Raw genomic sequence first — 17,405 nt, 5'->3', positions numbered from 1 at the left:
ATATCGGCGGGTTGTAGTCGCGGCCCGTGATCAGGTCGTCGTCGATGCCTATAGCGGTATTGACAGAATGCCCGAACGGGCTGACATCCTGCTCGGGCGGTGCGAGCAAGACGGAACTCAACGTACCGAGGTTGAGTTCCGTCTTGCTCGATCGTTTGAACTCCGCTGTGGCTTCGGCCGCCAAATCTGATACACATCGGATTCGCTTCGCATCACCATGGATCGAGCGGTCGGTGACGTGCCGACGCTGGGGCGCATGCCCGATGCGCTCAATGCGGTCGCACTCCACGCACGTCACTCCCAGTGTTTGCCATGGGTTCGACAAACGGCTCCTTTGCTGCAGTAGCTGCAGGGCTGGTTGCCGTTGAACATGCCTGAGCCGCTTCCTTTGCCGTGGCACTTCTGGCACTCGAGGGTGGGCTTGTGGCAATGGGTGCAATTCTGATAATAGCTCATGATATGAGTTCCTTTCGCGGCGGAGATGATTTTCCGAAGTTGTTCGTCGGGTGAAATAGCGTCGCCTATATTGAGCCCGGATATTATCTACCCGAGGCAGGTGTGATTTCTTTCTGAGTTGATGCCGACCCCGACTACTGGAGACCGGTCTTGCGAACGTGGGACGATGCGATCCTCCGATTGTATTTCCAACCAGGAATCCGGTACCAGTAGGTGAGTACGGCGGAACCTATGACTAGAGCCAATGCGAAACCTCCCATGGCCGCCGGTTCGATGAATGAACCGAGTACTGTCAAGAGGATACCGACCGTCACCCACTTGATGAGGAGCCAAAAGCCTTTGCTAGACCAGAACCTGACCCGTTCGGCTTGCTCCAAGTCTTGTCGTACGATAGCGACGTCGTCGTCGATCGTTGTGACGCCAAGGGTATCGATGAAGGCCAACTTTTCTTTTCCATAGTTGAGCTGCTTCTCCGAGAGGATGAGTTTCGTGCCGGCGTCTTCGTTCGTAGACCAACTTTCGACGATCATGTCCAGAAGAACCTGGGCATACATTTCCCGGATACCGTCGTCATCCGGCTGCTTCTCGTGGGCTGCCTTGAGGAGGTCGTGCCCCTTATTGATGTTGCCGAGCATAGCCTCGGCACATCCGACGGATGCCGAGTAGTGTGCGTTGCCCGGATCCAGTTTTGCGGCTCGAGAATACTCAGCGAGTGCGCGCTCTGCCTGCTCGTTGGCGAGGTAGACGTCGCCGAGATCGTCATGGCTGCTCGCTTCATTGGGATCGAGACGAATGGCCTCGCCCAGTGCGAACTCGGCGTCAGCATTGTCGTCGAGATGGAACGAGCTCAACCCGCGAACATGCCACGCAATGGGGCTATCGGGCAGCTGTGCGGTCGCCTTGCGTGCGGCGTCGTTGGACTGCGATACGTTTCCTGTTTTGCCGTGGTCCAAGGCAATTTGAAGCCAGTCGGGTTCCTGAGTCGGACCGGTTTGCGTCGTCGGATCTGTGCCTGCCAGCGATTGCTGCAGCCTATTTAGCGTCGGGGGGGGGCTTCCGTCGTGAGTAGTCGATCGCCATCGGCGATTCTCCTTTCCGAAGCAACGTCGGCGAGATGTCGGTGATGTCAGGATAGGCAGATTTGTTGGACCTTCACCCGTCGTTGCGGAAATTTTCGTGGGATCGTCGCGAAGTTCGTCCCTTTGGGCTACACCCTTGGGTGGCAATGGGTTCGGGAGCGCCGGCGCGCCGATGTTATTGCACGTGTGTGCGGCCGGGCGCCCGCAAGACACGATGCGGCGGCACCTCCCCAGGCGGCTTATGTGGTGGATCGGTGCTCGTATAGCGCACCGATCCACCACATAGTGTGGGTATTCAGGCTAGGGCTAGGAAGAGTTTTTCTAGTTTCTTGGTGTCTACGTTTTCGGGGCCTTCTGTGGCGATGCAGTGTTGGAGGCCCGTCGCGACGAGGGCGTAGCCGCTGCGGCCGAGGGCCTTGTTGACGGCGGCTAGCTGGGTGAGGACGTCTTCGCAGTCCTGGCCTTCTTCGAGCATGCGGATCACTGTGGCGAGGTGGCCGTGGGCGCGTTTGAGGCGGGTGACGATGGGTTTGGTGTCGTCGGTGGGGATCTTCACGCGGTGACTCCTTGCAGGTTGTCGAGCATCGACGCGAGCAGTGTACGGGCCTCGGTGGCCACCACCTCCAGTTCGGCGGTGCCGGTGAAGGCCGGCATCACGCCGGGATCCATGATCTCCACCAGTGAACCGTCGCCGTCGGCGCTGACCACGACGTTGCAGGGGAGCAGGGTGGCGACGCGGGGGTCGGCCTGTAGGGCCTGATGGGCGAGTTGGGGACGGCACGCGCCGAGGATGATCTTCGGGGCGACGTCGACGTCCAGTTTGGTCTTGAGGGTGGCCGCGATGTCGATCTCGGTGAGCACTCCGAAGCCGACGCCGGCGAGGCCGTCGCGGACTTGGGTCACCGCCTGGGCGTAGGGCAGGTCCAGGGTGCGGGCGAGGGTGAATGCGGTCATGGGGTTCGGCCTCCTTGCAGGTTCGTTCGTGGACGATCACCATCTTTGCATAACCCCCTGGGGGGATGCTACGTTCGCCGTGTCATAACCTCGGGTTGACACCAAACCCCATTCAAGTCAAGGAGATTCATCATGGTCGGCGCCCTCAGCAACCACACGACAGACAACCAGACCGGCGCGGACACCCTGCGCAAGCTGGGGCCGCAGCATCGGGCCCTGCGCAAGGCGATCCCCGATGTGTACGCCGGCTTCGGCGCCCTGGCCGCCGCGGCGTTCGAGGACGGTGCGCTCGACCGGAAAACCAAGGAACTCATTGCCTTCGCGATCGGCGTCGTCGAAGGGTGTGACGGATGCATCGCCTCGCACGGGCAGGCCGCGGTCAAAGCCGGGGCCACCGAACAGGAGGCCGCGGAGGCCATCGGCGTCACCTTCCTCATGCACGGCGGTCCGGCGACCATCCACGGGGCCCGCGCCTACGAGGTGTTCCGCGGATTCGTTTCGGAGCAGGCCGCACAATAGTGACGAGATACTGATAGGAAGTACGACATGTGCCAACCCATCCGATGCCGCATCTGCGGCAAGACCACCTGGACAGGCTGCGGCAGCCACATCGAGGAAGTCCGTCGCACCGTGCCGCCGGCCGACTGGTGTCCCGGTCACGCCAAACAGTCCCTGCGAGACAGATTCAAGTCCTGACCGGAGGGGACCACGGACACCCGCCGTCGACGCGACCAGCGTCGTTGACGGGTGTCCGCGCGTAGAATGGCCGCCATGACCGTCGCCCAGACGTACCCGCAGCTCTTGTCGCTGGCGGACTGGCGTGCCCTGGGGGAGGACGAGGATACGCGAACCGAACTGCAGGAGGGCGTGCTTTTCGTGTTACCCGGACCGGCAAAGTCGCATGCTCGCGTGATCTCCCGGCTCGTGACGCAGATCTCGGCTCAGCTTCCTGACGGTGTCGAGGCCCTCGCGGAAGTCGATCTCGTCGTCGATTCGTCAACACCCGCGACCGTACGCGTGCCGGATGTCGTCATCTGCGCGGAGTTCGCCGAAGAGCTGTTGGAATCAGCACAGGTCGAGGTAGTGGTTGAGGTGCTCTCGCCCGGTACCAGGCGTACCGACCTGGTGACCAAGCGCAGCGAATACGCCGACGCCGGTATCGGTCACTACTGGATCATCGATCGGGACCTGGGAGTCCTGACCGCATTGGAACTGACCGATGACGGGTATGTGGGCACCGACCATACGGGTGTGTTCAGCACCGAAAAGCCCTATCCGCTGAGTGTAGACATCGACGCACTCAGTCTGTAGCCGGTACGAAAGGTGCTTGCGTCTGTTCGGTCGTGGGCGTACGTTGGCCGACATGATCTCCTGAGCCCGATCACACGGTCATTGCGCGCCCCGACAGTGGGCGCGTCATTCTCATACCCTTGAGGGGCTCTCATGCGAAAACTTGTCTATTTTGTCGCGACCACACTCGACGGCTTCATCTCCGATGCCGCCGACAGCGATCCCACCGGTACGGTATTCAATCCCGAAGGCGCTCACGCGGTGCCACTCATCGCCGAATATCCGGAGATGATTCCCAGCCACATCCGGCCGATGCTCGGTCTGACCGACACTGCGCCACAGCATTTCGACACCGTGCTCGAAGGACGTGGCACGTACGAGATCGGGTTGGCGGCGGGCGTGACCAATGCCTACCGGCACCTGCGGCATCTGGTGTTCTCCACCACGCTGACCGTCGTCGACGATCCTGCTATCGAACTGGTGCGCACGGATCCGGCTGAACGCGTCCGCGAGCTGAAAGCCGAAGAAGGACTGGATATCTGGCTGTGTGGTGGTGGAACCCTGGCGGGCGCGCTACGCGAGGAGATCGACGAACTGCACCTCAAGGTGTATCCCGTCGTCCTCGGAAAAGGTGTGCCGCTCTTCGGAACCCAACCATCCGGCGCGCAACCCGTGATCGACCGGTACGCGCTGCGGTCGGCTGCACCGTTCGACAGTGGGGTATCGCTGATGACCTACGAGCGGATCAGTAGCCGGTGAAGGAGTCGGTGTGGATTCGCCAGGGGCGCAGCAGGAGGTCGCGGTGGGCTCGGATCAGGCGCGAGCGGGTGGCGGAGACGAAACCGGGGACGCCGGAGATGTAGTAGCGAGGCGGGGGACCGGCGGCGGCGAGTTCGTGGGACAGATCGACGATGCGGTCGATGGCCTGGGGAGAGGCGTCCGGGTTCTCGATGATCTCGACCCGAGCTCCCCGGACTGCGGCCGCGGCGAGGACGTCGCGATAGACGCGCCGGCTGTCGTCGCCCACCATGTGCACCAGCACCACCGGTGACAGATCGGTGCCGGCGGCGAGCCAGGTGCGCAGCATCGAGATATACGGGGTGATACCGATTCCCGACGCGATCAGCACGATCCGGTCGGTGGCGAAATCGGCGGGCTTCACGACGAAGTCGCCGCCTGATTGTCGATGAAGGCGGCCTTCTGGTCGCTGATCAGACGTGCCTTGAACGGTGAGGGATGCGGGCCGGTGGTGAACGAGAATTCGGCCGAATCGGCACCCGGTACCGACGAGAACGAGAACACGCGTCGCGAACTGTGCCACACCGGCATCGACCAACTCGGGGCGCTGAGAGTGGCCCACTGCCCGGGAACGAACATCGGGGCATCGCCCGTAGGTTCAGCGGCCACCACATAGGTGCCCGTCGCCGACGGTTCGGTGGTGGCCGACAACGGAATCCGCCGCGCCGTCCCAGACGACAGCCGGACCGCGAACGCGAACAGGCAGCCGAACGCCAGGGCGATCTCCGGGTCGAAGGAGAACTCATAGGCCGAACTCACCTCGAACGTCAGCTGGCTGTGCAACAGCACACCCACCAGCGCGCCGTAGATCAGTGTCGTGATCCGGGTGGGCGGCGACGTCAGCGGTTCGGGCAGCATGATCGTGCCGAGGAAGAGCACCGGCGTCGACTTGAGCCACATCCCGGCGTCGGGGACCGCCGTGAACTGCCCGGCGATCAGCAGCGTGATCACCGACGCCGCCAGAAACACCCCGACCAGTTCCCAGATGCGCAGCACGATCACCAGCAGTGCCCCGATGACCAGCATCGGGACGAGCAGCGGCTCGGCGGCCACCCACCACGAGATGAACATCAGCCCACCGATATCGGCGTACATCAGGGCATAACAGACGATCGCGCCCACCACGACCGGGTTGAAGATCAGGCGTCGCCGCCACACGAGCACATACTTCGACGCCGCCGCGGCAGCAGCCCCGATCGCTGCGGTCTTCCAGGTCGCGGAGTCGGTGGCCACCGGCATCACGAAGAACAGGATGAGTGCGGTGATCAGCCACGAATCGGAATTCGGTGGCACCTGGACGATCGCGGCGCCGGCGAAACTGACCGTCGCGAACACGACGATCACCGTGACGAGCGACTTGAACAGATCGGCGGGCAGGTAGCCGAATTCGTCGTCGGTGGCGGCCACCAAGAACGCGCACGCGGTCAGCGCCACCAGCGCCAGCAGAACCGCCCGATGCGCGGTGAGCCCACGCGGTACAAACCGAATCATACGAACAGCTCCAACCCGGGAAAATCGGAATACTCGACCTGGCCATTGTGCCGGATCAGCACGTAATCAAAATCCAGGCCCTCCGATCGGGCATACAGGTCCTCCGCGGGAGTGAAGAACAGCGCCGTCGCCAGACCGTCGGCGATCATTGCCGACGGCGCGATCACCCAGGTGGCGACGACGTCCCAGGTGGGTGTCCCGGTCTTGGGATCGATGATGTGATGCCAGGTTCCGGCAGACTCCCCGATCCCATCCGCCCAGGACCGCCGGTTGCTAGCCGACGCGCAGATGGCGCCGGAAGACATCTCGGCGACGCCGATCGCCTTGGTGGGGTCGGCCGGGTGTTCCAGAGCGACCCGCACCGGCGTGTCGCCGGTCGAGATGACCATGTCGCCGCTCCCGTCGACGATGAACGTTCCGGTCTGCTCCGCGACGATCGCCGCGACGCGGTCGATCGCGAAACCCTTGCCCGCGGCACCGACATCGATGATCGCGGCCAGCCGGGTGACCAACTCGCCGTCGTGGGACTCGATGACATCGGACCAGGTGGGGCACGGCGCGATGCCGGCGATTCGACGCAGCGAATAGCTCGCGTCGTATCCGGCGTCGGCCAGGGCCTGCCCGACGAACGGGGAGACCGCGCCGCCGGTGGACTGGTACAGACGCCAGTACCAGTCCACCAGTGGCTGATCGGACTCGGGAATCGGGAACCGCCCAGGGCGGCGGGCCATCTCACCGACGGTGGAATCGCTGCGGAACCTCGACCACATCACGTCTATGCGGTCGAGTTCGGCGGTGACCGCGTGGGTGCACTCAGGTGGCAGTGGTTCCGGTGTGGACACCATCCATTGCGTCCCCAGTGATTCAAAAGACCAATCGGCGGTGATGGCGTGTGTCAATTTGCGGTACTACCGCCGGGCCTGCGATTTGATCTTGGAAATCGCGTTGTTGAATCCCTTCGGCGTCAACGACGATCCGGCGGTCTTGCCCACGTTGACCGAGTCGATGTTCTTACCGACGACCTGAGAGGCGATCGAACCGGCGGCCAGACGCTGGAACCGCGACGCGACCGGATGCGACGAGCCGGGAGTGACGCGGACGGACCGGACGATGTTCTTCTTCAGTGTGACAGTCACATTGATCTTGTCCGGTCCGCCCGGACGGGTGTAGTTGCCGGTGGCAGAGTAGGTGCCGTCCCGGTAGTTGGCGGCCTCCGCGTCCGCCGCGAGTGCGGTGGTCAGGGTTCCGGCCGTGGCGACGGCCGCGAGCACGCCCGCCACCCGAACGGATCCGTGAACAGAATTCTTTGTTGGATTCATGGCTAGAACAGTACCAAGTCGGACACTACGAAAGATAGCCTTCCCTAATATTGCGCAGCGATGAAATACCGATCTGAAATTGTTTTCCATTCACTGCGGTCAACGCGACTGCAGTTCTCGCCGCAGGACCTTTCCGGTGGCATTGCGGGGCAACTCATCGATGAAGTCGATGTCGCGGGGCACCTTGTAGCCGGCGAGTTGGCTCTTGACCAGTGCTTTGAGTTCATCCGCGGTGGTCTGCTGGCCGTCGCGCAGGACGACGAACGCCCGCAGACGTTGCCCGAACTTCTCGTCGTCGACACCGATGGCCGCGACATCGGCGACCGCCGGATGCCGGGAGATGGTGTCCTCGACCTCCTTGGGGAAGACGTTCTCGCCGCCCGAGACGATCATGTCGTCGTCGCGGCCCACCACGAACAATCTGCCCGCGGCGTCGAAACGGCCCACGTCGCCGGTCGCCATCAGGCCGTTGCGGCGCTGTTTGTCGCCGCCGCCGGAATAGCCGTCGAACAGCTGGGAGTTGCCGACGAAGATACGGCCCACCTCGCCCTGCGGGACCTCGGAGTTGTTCTCGTCCAACAGCTTCACCGTGGTGCCGCGGGTCGGTTTGCCCGCGGTTCCGGGTGCGCGCCGCATGTCCTCGGGTGTGGCGATGGTGGCGTTGGCGACCTCGGTGGAGCCGTACAGGTTGTACAGATTGTCGCCGAACTCATTCATCCATCGGTCCGAAAGGTCGCCGGGCAGTGCCGATCCCGATGCCGCGACCACCGTCAGCGACGACGTGTCGTACCGCTGACGCACGTCACCGGGCAACTCCAGCATGCGTTGCAGCATCACCGGTACCACGGCCAGCGCCTGCACGTCGTGCTCGGCGATCGCCGCCAGCCACTGCTCGGGATCGAACTTGCGCACGCACACGAAGGTGCAGCCCAGGCCAAGCCCGAGAAGCAGATTCGACAGACCCCAGGCGTGGAAGGCCGGTGCGGCCAGACCCACCCGCATCCCGGTCTTGAGCGGGATGCGGTCGAGCAGCGCTGCCGGGGCCTCCAGCGTCGGGATTGAGCCGCCGCCCGAGATTGCTCCTCGCGCAGCACCTTTCGGAGTTCCGGTGGTGCCGGAGGTGAGGATGGTGATCTTGCTGGTGTGGCCTGGGCTCGGCGGCGAACTGTTGGGGTAAGCCGCGGCCAGGGCGGCCAGCGTCGTCGGTTCGGGTTCGAGGTCGGTGCTCGCGCCGTCGGCGAGGATCGCCCTGCGGTTGGCGGTAGCGTCGGACACCAGTTCGGCGAACTCGGAGTCGTAGATGATCGCCGACGGCTGCTCGCGGCGGCACACCTCGGCGATCTGATTGGCGGAGAATCCGGTATTGAGCAGCAGCACATCGGCTCCTGCCTTCGCCACCGCGGACATCGCCAGCACGAAACCGCGATGATTGCGGGCCAGCAACGCCACGGCGTCGCCCTCGCTGACCCCGATCATCCGCAGGCCCGCGGCGATCGAGGTGCTCTGCCGGTCGGCCTCGGCGTAGGTCAGTGCACCCTGGTCGTCGATGATCGCGATGCGGTCGCCGTGCCGGGCCTCGCCGATCGCGATCAGCGATGCCGGTGACAGCCCCCAGTTGCGCGCGGCAAAACCTATGCGCACCAGGCGATCCGGCCGCATCGGTGCGATGATGCCGGCCTTGGTCAGGGTGGTGAGGTACTCGACCTCGTCGGTGATACGCCGCGGCACCGATTTGGTGGGCGCGGCGCCGATCTCGCCCTCGGCCTCGGTCTTGATGTGTTCGACCATGTCCTTGAGGACCGAGAACACCTTGGGATAGGCGGCCAGGTCGGCGACCGCGCCGAGCAGGCCCGGTGCGTCGTAGGACACCCGCAGGGTGAGCGAGGTACCACCGCCGACGGGTCGCAGCCGCAGCCGGAACCGGTGTGTCACACCGCCGTACGTGGCCCAGGCGAGTTCGCGCGGCTCGGTGTACTCGGTGACGATCACGCTGCCGCCGATCGTGGCGCCGCCCACCTGCATCAACACGCGGTAGCGGGAGTCGAGTGCGGGTTCGCGGTCGGGTTCCTGCGCCACGATCTGCATGTGCGAGCCGGTGAACCGGGTCAGTCCCACCGGGTCCGAGCACAGCGCCCACACCTCGTCGACGGGGGCGGCGATGACTTCGCGATGTTCGATTTTCATCCGAGAACCGGCAGCTTTCGTTCGGCTTGGAGAGCGGTCAGCACGTCCTGCATCTGCCCGACGACGTCGTCGTACACCTTGTCGAGATCGGGATCGTCGCCGTAGGTGGCGCGCAGGTCGATGGGTGGCAGATAAGAGATGGTGATCTTGGCCGGCAGCGGAATGAACGGGCTGAACGGCAGGGTGACGCCGAACGGCGCCGAGAGCACGATCGGCAGCACCTTCAGGCGCATGGTCCGGTCGAGACCGAGGAAGCGGGCGATCGAGTCTCCGCGGGCCAGGAACAGGGCGGTTTCCTGACCGCCGATGGTCACCTGCGGCACGATCGGCACATTGTGTTTGAGGGCCAGCCGCAGGAAGCCCTTGCGGCGGTCGAAGTCGACCAGCGCCGATTGTGACGTGGGCCGGTACACCTCGTAGTCGCCGCCCGGGAACACCTGCAGCAGACCGCCGTCGGCGAGGACGGTGTGGCCGTTCTCCGGGTCGGCCTCGACGGTGCCGAACTTGCGCAGCATCGGGGCGAGCGGCGAGTTGAGCACCATGCGGTGGGCGAGTTGATAGAACGGGCGCTGCGCACCGAAGTACGAGGTGACCGCGAGTTGGCTGATCAGCACCTCCGGCGAAAGGATGCCGCCGGTGTGGTTGCCGACGATCAGTGCCGGGCCCTTGGCCGGAATGTGATGCAGCCCACGTACGTCGGGCCGGAACCACACGCTGATGGCCAGCCACATTCCGGGCAGCATCTCGCGAATCGCGTCGGGGTCGCGGTCGTCGAGGTTGCCCACCCGTAGTCGCGGCAGGAACCGCTTGACCTGCCCGGTCACCAGCGACAGCACAGCGGGGCCCACCCCGGTGCCACCCGATTCTCCACTCATCCTCAAGTCCCTCCAGGCGTGCGTCATTGTGGCAGCAGCCGCCGATGAACGGTAGCCGACCGCACGCGCGAGTGTTGGGATTTGCCGAAATACATGCCGCTCGGCGAATCCGCAGCGGGGAGCGTCAGCTGATGTCGCGTTTGGATGCGAATCGTTCGACGCCGCAATGACGTGGGTTGTCAGCTGATGTCGCGCTTAAACGTGGTGAACCGGCCGATCAGCGCCAGCGCGACGATGTAGGCGACCATCATCGCCGCACCCGCCGGACGCGACAGCAGTTCGATGGCCGTGCCGCTGCCGGCGCTGCTGTAGAAGCTGGAGCCGATGATGCCGTCGGCCGCCGCGCCCGGCAGGAACTTGGCCACCGACGACGTCGAATCGAACTCGGCGAGCGCGACCCGGGCGATCGGTTCGACGAACTGGGTGAACGCCAGCAGCACGATGATCGCCGCCACTTGATTCGACAGCACCGAGCCGATCGCTACGCCCATCATCAGCCACAACGCCATCACGATCACCGAGAACACGATCACCTCGACGGTCGCGCCGTCGGTGAGGAACGCCCCGTCACCACGCCAGGCCAATAGCGGGGCGGCCGCGATCACGACGGTCGCGGTGGCGGTGACGCCGTAGATCAGGCCCATCGGGATTCCCGCGAGCAGTTTGGCGCCCAGCAGCACGCCACGTCGCGGCTCCACCAGCAGGCTCGCGGTGATGGTCTTGTGCCGGAACTCGGCGGTCACCGCGAGCGAGCCGATGACCAGCGGGAACACGTAGCCGATGGGGGAGATGAGGGCGTAGATGGACCGGGCCAGCGGTGCGCCGGCGAGGGTTGTCGCGTCGAGTTCGTCGGTGCCCGCGGTCAGTGAGAACGCCATCGCCAGCCCGACGAACCCGAGATAGGCGATGAGCCCGATCAGCAGGATCCACCACATGCGGGTGGAGGTGAACTTGCGGTACTCGGCAAGTAGTGCGGTCTTCATCGGACGGCTCCTGCCTGTGTGGTCCCGGGTGGGGTGGTTTCCGGTGCAGGGGTGGCCCGGCGGTCGGTGCCCGCGGTCAATTGCAGGAACACCGACTCCAGGTCGCCGCCGATGTCGGTGAGTTGATGCAGTTCGATGCCCGCGGCGAAGGCGGCGGCACCGATGACGGCGGCGTCGACGTCGTCGATGCGGAAACCTCCCGGGCCCTGCGAAATGGTCCATTGGTGTTCCTGGGCCAGGGCCAGCAGCTTGTCGGGTGCCGGTGTGCGGATGCCCACCGACTGCCGTGCCAGTCCCTCGAAAGCGGTCAGCGACGACGCGTGCAGGAGCCTGCCGCCGCCGATCACCACCACGTCGTCGACGGTGCTGCGGACCTCACCGAGGACGTGACTGGACACGAGGATCGTGCGGCCCTGTGCTGCCAGGGAGCGCAGCAGTTCCCGGATCCACACGATGCCCTGCGGGTCGAGGCCGTTGGTCGGCTCGTCGAGAATGACGATCCTCGGATCGCCGAGCAGGGCGGCGGCCAGGCCGAGGCGCTGGCGCATACCCATCGAATATCCGCCGACGCGCCGGTTGACCGCGTCGGTGAGTCCGACGAAGTCGAGGATCTCGCGGCAGCGGGCGTCGTCGACGCCGACCTGCGGTGCGAGCATCCGCAGGTGACCGAGCCCGGTGCGGCCCGGATGGAAACTCGATGCCTCCAGTGCGGCTCCGACGACACCTGCCGGCCGCTCGATGGCCTCGTAGGGGGTATCGCCGATGAGTGCGCGCCCGGAGGTCGGGGCCATCAGGCCGAGCAGCATGCGCAGCGTGGTGGTCTTGCCCGATCCGTTGGGGCCCAGGAAACCGGTGATCCGGCCCGGGCAGACGGTGAAGCTGAGGTTGTCGACGGCAGTGAACGCGCCGAAGCGTTTGGTCAGGTTCTCGACGGTGATGGCGGGTGGTTGCACTCGTGTCCTCTCGACGGCCGGGCGCCTTCCACCGTATCGTCAGGACGAATTTTCACAGTCGGGAATTAAATCGGACCAGGGTCCGTTTAGAATACGTGAAGGCCGCGGTCCCGCTCGTGAAGATCCTGGCCTCCCCCGATCGGGTTGTTCCCAATCCTGTTGTCCCTGTTCACCACCCGCCAAGGAGAAACGCCACAATGACCGTCAAAGCCCCCATCCCCGCCGGCACCTGGACCATCGACCCGGTCCACTCGACCGTCGGCTTCTCCGTCAAGCACCTCATGGTGAGCAAGGTCCGCGGCAAGTTCGACACCTTCTCCGGCACCATCACCGTCGCCGAGGACGGCACCCCGTCGGTGCAGGCCGAGATCGAGGTCGCCTCCATCAACACCGGCAACGACCAGCGCGACGGCCACGTGCGCTCCGCGGACTTCTTCGACGCCGAGAACTTCCCGAAGGCCACCTTCGTGTCCACCGATGTCGAGGCCGACGGCGACGACTACGTGCTCACCGGTGACTTCACCCTCAAGGGCGTCACGAAGAGCGTCAGCCTCAAGCTGGAGTTCAACGGCGTCAACCCGGGCATGGGCGCGGGTCCGATCGCCGGCTTCGAGGCCACGACCGTGATCAACCGCAAGGACTTCGGCGTCGACCTGGAAATGCCGCTCGAAGGTGGCGGTGTGGTCGTCGGCGACAAGATCACCATCAACCTGGAGATCGAGGCCGGCAAGGGCGCCTGATCCAACGGCCGACCATTCCGGCCGGTGGCTGCCCGACGGCGCCACCGGCCGGGCTATATGTGCGACGCGCCCGTCAGTTATCGCGTAGGTCGCTCGGCTGACACGCGATTGGGTAGGCTCCTACTACTGGTCGTCGGTGAAAGAACGGGCACGCGAGGAGGGCGCATGGTGGCGCCGCGCTGGGCCGCATCCAGGCGCCCGATGCAGAGGTTCGCGTTCGGTCGTCAGGTCACGGCCTTCGTCCTGGGCACCGGCGAACCCGCCGTCGACTGGGGTGGCCTCGACGTCGCCACCCGCACTCGCCTGGCAAAACGTGCCACGGCCATCTCGATCCTGGTCATCGTCGTCAGCAACGCCGCGATCAGCGTCGAAACCTTCCTGCTGGTGCAGCTCGCCTACAACGGCGGAGTGCTCACCGTCGACTCGACGATCGGCGCCCCGAACTTCCCGGCCATCGTCGCGGCGGTCGTCGTGGGTCTGGCGCTCAACGTGTTGCTGGGGCTGGCGATGCTGCGTCCGCAGATGCACTGGTTCCGTACCGGTTCACTCGCCGACCACGAACGGCGCAGGGCCGTGCAACACGTGCCCTACCGCCAGGTGGCGGCGACGGTCACGGCCTGGTTCTGTGCCGTCGGCGTCTACGTTCTTGTCGCCGACGATGTGACAGCCGGCCGGATCCTCGGGGTGACGGTGGCGTTCACCCTGGCGGCGTTGTCGAGCGGATCGCTCACCTTCCTGTTCGCCGAGCGGGCGTTGCGCCCGCTGGCCGTGGTGGCGCTGCACGACTACCCCGCCACCCACGCGATGCACGGCGTGCGAGCCCGGATGCTCGCCGCCTGGGCGGTCAGTTCGTCGGTGCCGTTGATCGGGCTGATCATCCTCAATCTCGGGCGCGGTCTGGACATCCTGCCCCGCCCGCACGGTCGCATCGATTGGGCCACCGTCATCCTCGCGTTCGTAGCGGTGACCGCGGGCAGCCGCGTGGTGTCGCTGGTCGCGCGGTCGATCTCGGACCCGCTCATGGAACTGCGGCAGGTATTGCTGCGGGTCGACAGAGGTGATTTCGACGCCCGCGTCGCCGTCTACGACTCGTCGGAGATCGGTGTGCTGCAGCACGGTTTCAACGAGCTGGTCATGGGTCTGGAGGAACGCGAACGGGTGCGTGACCTGTTCGCCCGGCACGTCGGCGACACCGTCGCCGAACGCGCGATGTCCTCGGGACTGGGCCGCTCAGGTACCAAGGCCGACGTCGGGGTGCTGTTCGTCGACATCGTCGGGTCGACGTCGATGGCCGAGTACAAGGATCCGGGCGAGACCGCCGAACTGCTCAACGCGTTCTTCACGATCGTCGACGAGGTGGTCAGCCGGCACAACGGGATGATCAACAAGTTCGAGGGCGATGCCGCGCTCGCGGTGTTCGGTGCGCCCGTCGAGCACCCCAATCCGGCGGCGGCGGCGTTGGCCGCGGCCCGTGAACTGGCCCGGCAGTTGCGTGGTGAACTGCCGATCCAGTGGGGGATCGGGGTGTGTTACGGGACCACCTTCGCCGGCAACATCGGCTCCGAACGGCGTTACGAGTACACCGTGATCGGTGACCCGGTGAACGAGTGTGCACGACTGTCCGACCTGGCCAAGACCGTGAACGGTTCGGTGCTGGCGAATGCGTCCGCGGTGGGTGAGGCCGACGGCGAGGCGCGGCATTGGCGGTCGGTGGGCGCCCGGGTGGTGCGCGGCCGGGAGGAACCCACCGAACTGTTCATGCCGGTCGAGTTCCTGCCACACGATCCGCCGAAGATCTCCGACGTCCTGACGTCGATCCTGCGTCCGGCGCGCCGTACGCTACGGCTATGACAGACGCCTCCCGGGAATCCGCCTCCCGCAAATCCGCTTCCCGGAAATCATGGCCCGATGCCCATATCCCCGACCAGAGCGGTCGCACGGTGATCATCACCGGCGCCAACAGCGGACTCGGCGCCGACACCGCCAAGGCACTGGCTGCCCGCGGGGCGCAGGTCATACTGGCCTGCCGCAACACCGACAAGGCCGATCAGGTGGCCGCGCAGATCGGTCCGGCCGCCACCGTGCGCGAACTCGATCTGGCCGACCTCGACTCGGTGCGCAGATTCGCCGATTCCGTCGACGCCGCCGACATCCTGATCAACAACGCCGGCATCATGGCGGTGCCGTTGCGCCGCACCGCGCAGGGCTTCGAGTCGCAGATGGGTACCAACCACCTCGGCCACTTCGCGCTCACCGCGCTGTTGCTGCCCAAGATCTCCGATCGGGTGGTCACACTGTCGTCGTTCATGCATCTGCTCGGCCGCATCAAGCTCGATGATCTCAACTGGGAGCGACGCATCTACCGGCGCTGGCAGGCCTACGGCGACTCCAAGATGGCCAATCTGATGTTCGGCCTCGAACTGGCCGACCGTCTTCGCGAGGCGGGCTCGGAGAAGAAGTCGTTCATCGCCCACCCGGGTATCGCACGGACCAAGTTGATGGGGCATTCGCGCAGCGTGTACGGGCCGCTCATGCAGGTCTTCGTGCGGCCGCTCGGTCAGTCCTCGGCCGCCGGCGCGCGGCCCACCCTGCTGGCGGCGATCACCTCCGACGCGCCGTCGGGTACCTTCTTCGGCCCCAAGCTCGGTGTGCGCGGTGGGCCGGCGAAGGCCGGCCACGCCGGTCGCGCGAACCGTGAGGCCGGCCGCGAAGGACTCTGGGAAGAATCCGAGAAGCTCACCGGTATCGGATTCGACGTCACAGGATGACCGGCGGTGCCCTATGTCATGGTCGCCCGGGTCGCGGGCCTTGTCGCTTGACAAATCTCGGTGTCCGCGGTGAGTTTCTGGTGTGAGCCAGCAAACACCGACCACAGATTCGGACCCGATACGTCGACATCCGGCTGCTGTGCGAGTGGATCGCCGAACTCGAACTCACCCACATCGGGCAGGACGACGACAGCCCTGAGGTGCTGGACCGGTTCCGGCGCAAGATCCGGCAGTTCCTCGTGCCGGCGCTCGAACCGCGCTGAGCCGGAACCGGTCGCGGGATGTTCAGGAGGGGTGCGCTCTGCCGGCGTGACCGCATGGGCCTGAACACGATGCCCGGCCAGGCCGGCTACACCGCCGCCAAGCACGGCGTCGTCGGACTGATGCGTCTGTTCGCCAACCAGCTGGCCAAGAACTTCATCCGCGTGAACACCGTGCACCCGTCGGCGGTCAACACCCCGATGGTCGCCAACGCCGAATACGGCGAGTTCATCAACACCCACCCCGACGTGGCCAGCGATCCGGCCTTCAAGAACCCGATGCCCGTCGAGATGATCGAGGCCGTCGACATCAGCAACGCGATGGTGTTCCTCGCCTCCGACGAGGCCCGCTACATCACCGGCGTCACCCTCCCCGTCGACGCCGGCTACAACAACCGCTGACGGTCATCTTCCGTCATCATGGGCCACCAAACGTCGCCGGTGTGGAACTATTCGGCGAGCCACCACACGATTGGGTGTTCGCCGAGCCCTTCCGGTGGTGTTTCGGCAAGGCCGATGAGGGCCTGTGCGAGTTTGGCTAGGCCCGGCCGGGTCCGTGGAAATCTGCTGTGATGACAGAACACCACTCCGAAGTGGTTGGGCACCAGGCTGATTGCTACACCGAATGTTGCCACGTCCTCCGTGACGACGACTCTGTGCTCGGCCACGGCATGCTCCAGTACCGCACGGTCGTCGGCTCCGCGGAGTTCCGGTCGATCACGGGCCAGGGCGACGGCATCGACACCGGCCGAAGCGAGGTCGTCGGCGAGGCGTCCCGGATAGTGTTCATCGAGCAGGTAGGTGATGCTCACGCGTTACCGAGGGCTTGGCGACGCTCCCACGCGGCGACCGCCTCGTCCTGTGCGAGGTGGTGCCGGGTGATGAGGCCGTCGATCTCCTGACGATTGTCGGCCCAGTAGGCCAGGGCGGTCTCGACAGACTTCATGCTCAAACCCAACGTGTCGGCCAGGTCGCGTGCTGTGCGGTGCTCAGGCTCGTGCTGTAGCCATGCTTCGGCAACAGTCCACACTTGTGGGCCACTGATGAGCGCAGCCCGGCGTTCGCCGGTCACCTCGGTGACGAAGACGATCCCGCGGTGCGCCTCAGCGCGTAACCACTCACTGACCGCTTGGCTGATGACGGTGGATTTGCCCGCGCCCACGCGCGCGGCATAACTCGACAGCGCCTTGTCCACGTCGTCGGGCAGTCGAATATGCGTTGCCGTAGCCATGTCCTACAGTGTAGCCGCAAGTGT

General features: G+C 65.2%; 20 protein-coding genes and 1 pseudogene. 7 read left to right on the top strand and 14 right to left on the bottom strand.

Features of this window, described 5'->3' with window-relative positions:
- The 4 genes from Q0627_RS10300 to Q0627_RS10285 form a co-directional block, all read right to left on the bottom strand.
- The coding region (locus tag Q0627_RS10300; RefSeq protein WP_298809487.1) for a hypothetical protein at positions 1 to 289 on the bottom strand (289 nt) is incomplete at its 3' end.
- 301 nt (positions 290 to 590) lie between these two features.
- Positions 591 to 1,409, bottom strand: a complete 819-nt coding sequence (locus tag Q0627_RS10295; RefSeq protein WP_291015370.1) for a tetratricopeptide repeat protein — start codon at positions 1,407 to 1,409, stop codon at positions 591 to 593.
- Positions 1,410 to 1,830: 421 nt separating this feature from the next.
- The gene (locus Q0627_RS10290) at positions 1,831 to 2,091 is read right to left on the bottom strand and encodes a metal-sensitive transcriptional regulator (RefSeq protein WP_291015372.1); all 261 of its coding nucleotides are present in this window, start codon (positions 2,089 to 2,091) and stop codon (positions 1,831 to 1,833) included.
- Positions 2,088 to 2,489, bottom strand: coding sequence for a DUF302 domain-containing protein (locus tag Q0627_RS10285; RefSeq protein ID WP_291015373.1), 402 nt, complete (start codon positions 2,487 to 2,489; stop codon positions 2,088 to 2,090). The genes Q0627_RS10290 and Q0627_RS10285 overlap by 4 nt, the downstream gene beginning before the upstream one ends.
- A 132-nt stretch (positions 2,490 to 2,621) precedes the next feature.
- On the opposite strand from Q0627_RS10285, the gene Q0627_RS10280 reads away from it, so the two are divergent.
- The 3 genes from Q0627_RS10280 to Q0627_RS10270 all read left to right on the top strand — a co-directional run bounded on the left by Q0627_RS10280 (position 2,622) and on the right by Q0627_RS10270 (position 4,538).
- Positions 2,622 to 3,008, top strand: coding sequence for a carboxymuconolactone decarboxylase family protein (locus Q0627_RS10280; protein ID WP_291015374.1), 387 nt, complete (start codon positions 2,622 to 2,624; stop codon positions 3,006 to 3,008).
- Between the two features lie 252 nt (positions 3,009 to 3,260).
- A complete protein-coding gene (locus Q0627_RS10275; protein ID WP_291015375.1) occupies positions 3,261 to 3,800 on the top strand; it encodes a Uma2 family endonuclease in 540 nt (179 codons plus the stop codon).
- Positions 3,801 to 3,932: 132 nt separating this feature from the next.
- Positions 3,933 to 4,538, top strand: coding sequence for a dihydrofolate reductase family protein (locus Q0627_RS10270; protein WP_291015377.1), 606 nt, complete (start codon positions 3,933 to 3,935; stop codon positions 4,536 to 4,538).
- Here Q0627_RS10270 and Q0627_RS10265 read toward each other — a convergent pair.
- The 8 genes from Q0627_RS10265 to Q0627_RS10230 form a co-directional block, all read right to left on the bottom strand.
- A complete protein-coding gene (locus Q0627_RS10265) occupies positions 4,525 to 4,941 on the bottom strand; it encodes a hypothetical protein (RefSeq protein WP_298809481.1) in 417 nt (138 codons plus the stop codon). The two genes, Q0627_RS10270 and Q0627_RS10265, sit on opposite strands and share 14 nt — an antisense overlap.
- A complete protein-coding gene (locus Q0627_RS10260; RefSeq protein WP_298809478.1) occupies positions 4,938 to 6,068 on the bottom strand; it encodes an oxidoreductase in 1,131 nt (376 codons plus the stop codon). Before Q0627_RS10260 ends, Q0627_RS10265 begins: the two co-directional genes overlap by 4 nt.
- Positions 6,065 to 6,967, bottom strand: coding sequence for an FAD:protein FMN transferase (locus tag Q0627_RS10255; protein ID WP_324384630.1), 903 nt, complete (start codon positions 6,965 to 6,967; stop codon positions 6,065 to 6,067). The genes Q0627_RS10260 and Q0627_RS10255 overlap by 4 nt, the downstream gene beginning before the upstream one ends.
- A gap of 9 nt (positions 6,968 to 6,976) precedes the next feature.
- A complete protein-coding gene (locus tag Q0627_RS10250; RefSeq protein ID WP_291015382.1) occupies positions 6,977 to 7,387 on the bottom strand; it encodes an FMN-binding protein in 411 nt (136 codons plus the stop codon).
- Between the two features lie 99 nt (positions 7,388 to 7,486).
- Positions 7,487 to 9,571 carry an AMP-binding protein gene (locus Q0627_RS10245; RefSeq protein WP_291015384.1) on the bottom strand — a complete coding sequence of 695 codons (2,085 nt, stop codon included), beginning with the start codon at positions 9,569 to 9,571 and terminating at the stop codon, positions 7,487 to 7,489.
- Positions 9,568 to 10,446, bottom strand: a complete 879-nt coding sequence (locus Q0627_RS10240; protein ID WP_291015386.1) for a 1-acyl-sn-glycerol-3-phosphate acyltransferase — start codon at positions 10,444 to 10,446, stop codon at positions 9,568 to 9,570. Before Q0627_RS10240 ends, Q0627_RS10245 begins: the two co-directional genes overlap by 4 nt.
- A 179-nt stretch (positions 10,447 to 10,625) precedes the next feature.
- Positions 10,626 to 11,429: an ABC transporter permease subunit gene (locus Q0627_RS10235; protein ID WP_291015387.1), complete on the bottom strand. Its 804-nt coding sequence runs from the start codon at positions 11,427 to 11,429 to the stop codon at positions 10,626 to 10,628.
- Positions 11,426 to 12,382: an ABC transporter ATP-binding protein gene (locus tag Q0627_RS10230; protein ID WP_291015388.1), complete on the bottom strand. Its 957-nt coding sequence runs from the start codon at positions 12,380 to 12,382 to the stop codon at positions 11,426 to 11,428. Before Q0627_RS10230 ends, Q0627_RS10235 begins: the two co-directional genes overlap by 4 nt.
- Positions 12,383 to 12,579: 197 nt before the next feature.
- Between Q0627_RS10230 and Q0627_RS10225 the strand changes: the two genes are divergently transcribed.
- From Q0627_RS10225 to Q0627_RS10210, 4 genes and pseudogenes are all read left to right on the top strand, one after another.
- Positions 12,580 to 13,122, top strand: a complete 543-nt coding sequence (locus tag Q0627_RS10225) for a YceI family protein (protein WP_291015390.1) — start codon at positions 12,580 to 12,582, stop codon at positions 13,120 to 13,122.
- Positions 13,123 to 13,287: 165 nt separating this feature from the next.
- On the top strand, positions 13,288 to 14,973 hold the full coding sequence (locus tag Q0627_RS10220; protein WP_291015392.1) for an adenylate/guanylate cyclase domain-containing protein: 1,686 nt from the start codon (positions 13,288 to 13,290) through the stop codon (positions 14,971 to 14,973).
- Entirely contained in the window at positions 14,970 to 15,890 is a 921-nt protein-coding gene (locus tag Q0627_RS10215) for an oxidoreductase (RefSeq protein WP_291015393.1), read from the top strand. Before Q0627_RS10220 ends, Q0627_RS10215 begins: the two co-directional genes overlap by 4 nt.
- Before the next feature lie 317 nt (positions 15,891 to 16,207).
- Positions 16,208 to 16,552, top strand: a pseudogene (locus tag Q0627_RS10210) (SDR family oxidoreductase); the annotation flags it as partial.
- Between the two features lie 47 nt (positions 16,553 to 16,599).
- Here Q0627_RS10210 and Q0627_RS10205 read toward each other — a convergent pair.
- Both Q0627_RS10205 and Q0627_RS10200 read right to left on the bottom strand, forming a co-directional pair.
- Positions 16,600 to 16,962 carry a DUF5615 family PIN-like protein gene (locus Q0627_RS10205; protein ID WP_291020342.1) on the bottom strand — a complete coding sequence of 121 codons (363 nt, stop codon included), beginning with the start codon at positions 16,960 to 16,962 and terminating at the stop codon, positions 16,600 to 16,602.
- Positions 16,959 to 17,381 (bottom strand): hypothetical protein, encoded by a 423-nt coding sequence (locus tag Q0627_RS10200; protein WP_291020340.1) that lies wholly within the window; start codon positions 17,379 to 17,381, stop codon positions 16,959 to 16,961. Before Q0627_RS10200 ends, Q0627_RS10205 begins: the two co-directional genes overlap by 4 nt.
- Between the last annotated feature and the right edge of the window lie 24 nt (positions 17,382 to 17,405).

Origin of the sequence: uncultured Gordonia sp. (assembly GCF_937858515.1) — a bacterium.
Taxonomy (GTDB): Bacteria; Actinomycetota; Actinomycetes; order Mycobacteriales; family Mycobacteriaceae; genus Gordonia.
This window is presented reverse-complemented; position numbering and strand designations above follow the sequence as displayed.

What these genes read in the sequence shown, in the direction of transcription:
- Q0627_RS10285 (WP_291015373.1), bottom strand. Translation starts at nt 2,489, where the DNA reads ATGACCGCATTCACCCTCGCCCGCACCCTGGACCTGCCCTACGCCCAG.
- Q0627_RS10280 (WP_291015374.1), top strand. Translation starts at nt 2,622, where the DNA reads ATGGTCGGCGCCCTCAGCAACCACACGACAGACAACCAGACCGGCGCG.
- Q0627_RS10275 (WP_291015375.1), top strand. Translation starts at nt 3,261, where the DNA reads ATGACCGTCGCCCAGACGTACCCGCAGCTCTTGTCGCTGGCGGACTGG.
- Q0627_RS10270 (WP_291015377.1), top strand. Translation starts at nt 3,933, where the DNA reads ATGCGAAAACTTGTCTATTTTGTCGCGACCACACTCGACGGCTTCATC.
- Q0627_RS10260 (WP_298809478.1), bottom strand. Translation starts at nt 6,068, where the DNA reads ATGATTCGGTTTGTACCGCGTGGGCTCACCGCGCATCGGGCGGTTCTG.
- Q0627_RS10250 (WP_291015382.1), bottom strand. Translation starts at nt 7,387, where the DNA reads ATGAATCCAACAAAGAATTCTGTTCACGGATCCGTTCGGGTGGCGGGC.
- Q0627_RS10245 (WP_291015384.1), bottom strand. Translation starts at nt 9,571, where the DNA reads ATGAAAATCGAACATCGCGAAGTCATCGCCGCCCCCGTCGACGAGGTG.
- Q0627_RS10240 (WP_291015386.1), bottom strand. Translation starts at nt 10,446, where the DNA reads ATGAGTGGAGAATCGGGTGGCACCGGGGTGGGCCCCGCTGTGCTGTCG.
- Q0627_RS10235 (WP_291015387.1), bottom strand. Translation starts at nt 11,429, where the DNA reads ATGAAGACCGCACTACTTGCCGAGTACCGCAAGTTCACCTCCACCCGC.
- Q0627_RS10225 (WP_291015390.1), top strand. Translation starts at nt 12,580, where the DNA reads ATGACCGTCAAAGCCCCCATCCCCGCCGGCACCTGGACCATCGACCCG.
- Q0627_RS10220 (WP_291015392.1), top strand. Translation starts at nt 13,288, where the DNA reads ATGGTGGCGCCGCGCTGGGCCGCATCCAGGCGCCCGATGCAGAGGTTC.
- Q0627_RS10215 (WP_291015393.1), top strand. Translation starts at nt 14,970, where the DNA reads ATGACAGACGCCTCCCGGGAATCCGCCTCCCGCAAATCCGCTTCCCGG.
- Q0627_RS10200 (WP_291020340.1), bottom strand. Translation starts at nt 17,381, where the DNA reads ATGGCTACGGCAACGCATATTCGACTGCCCGACGACGTGGACAAGGCG.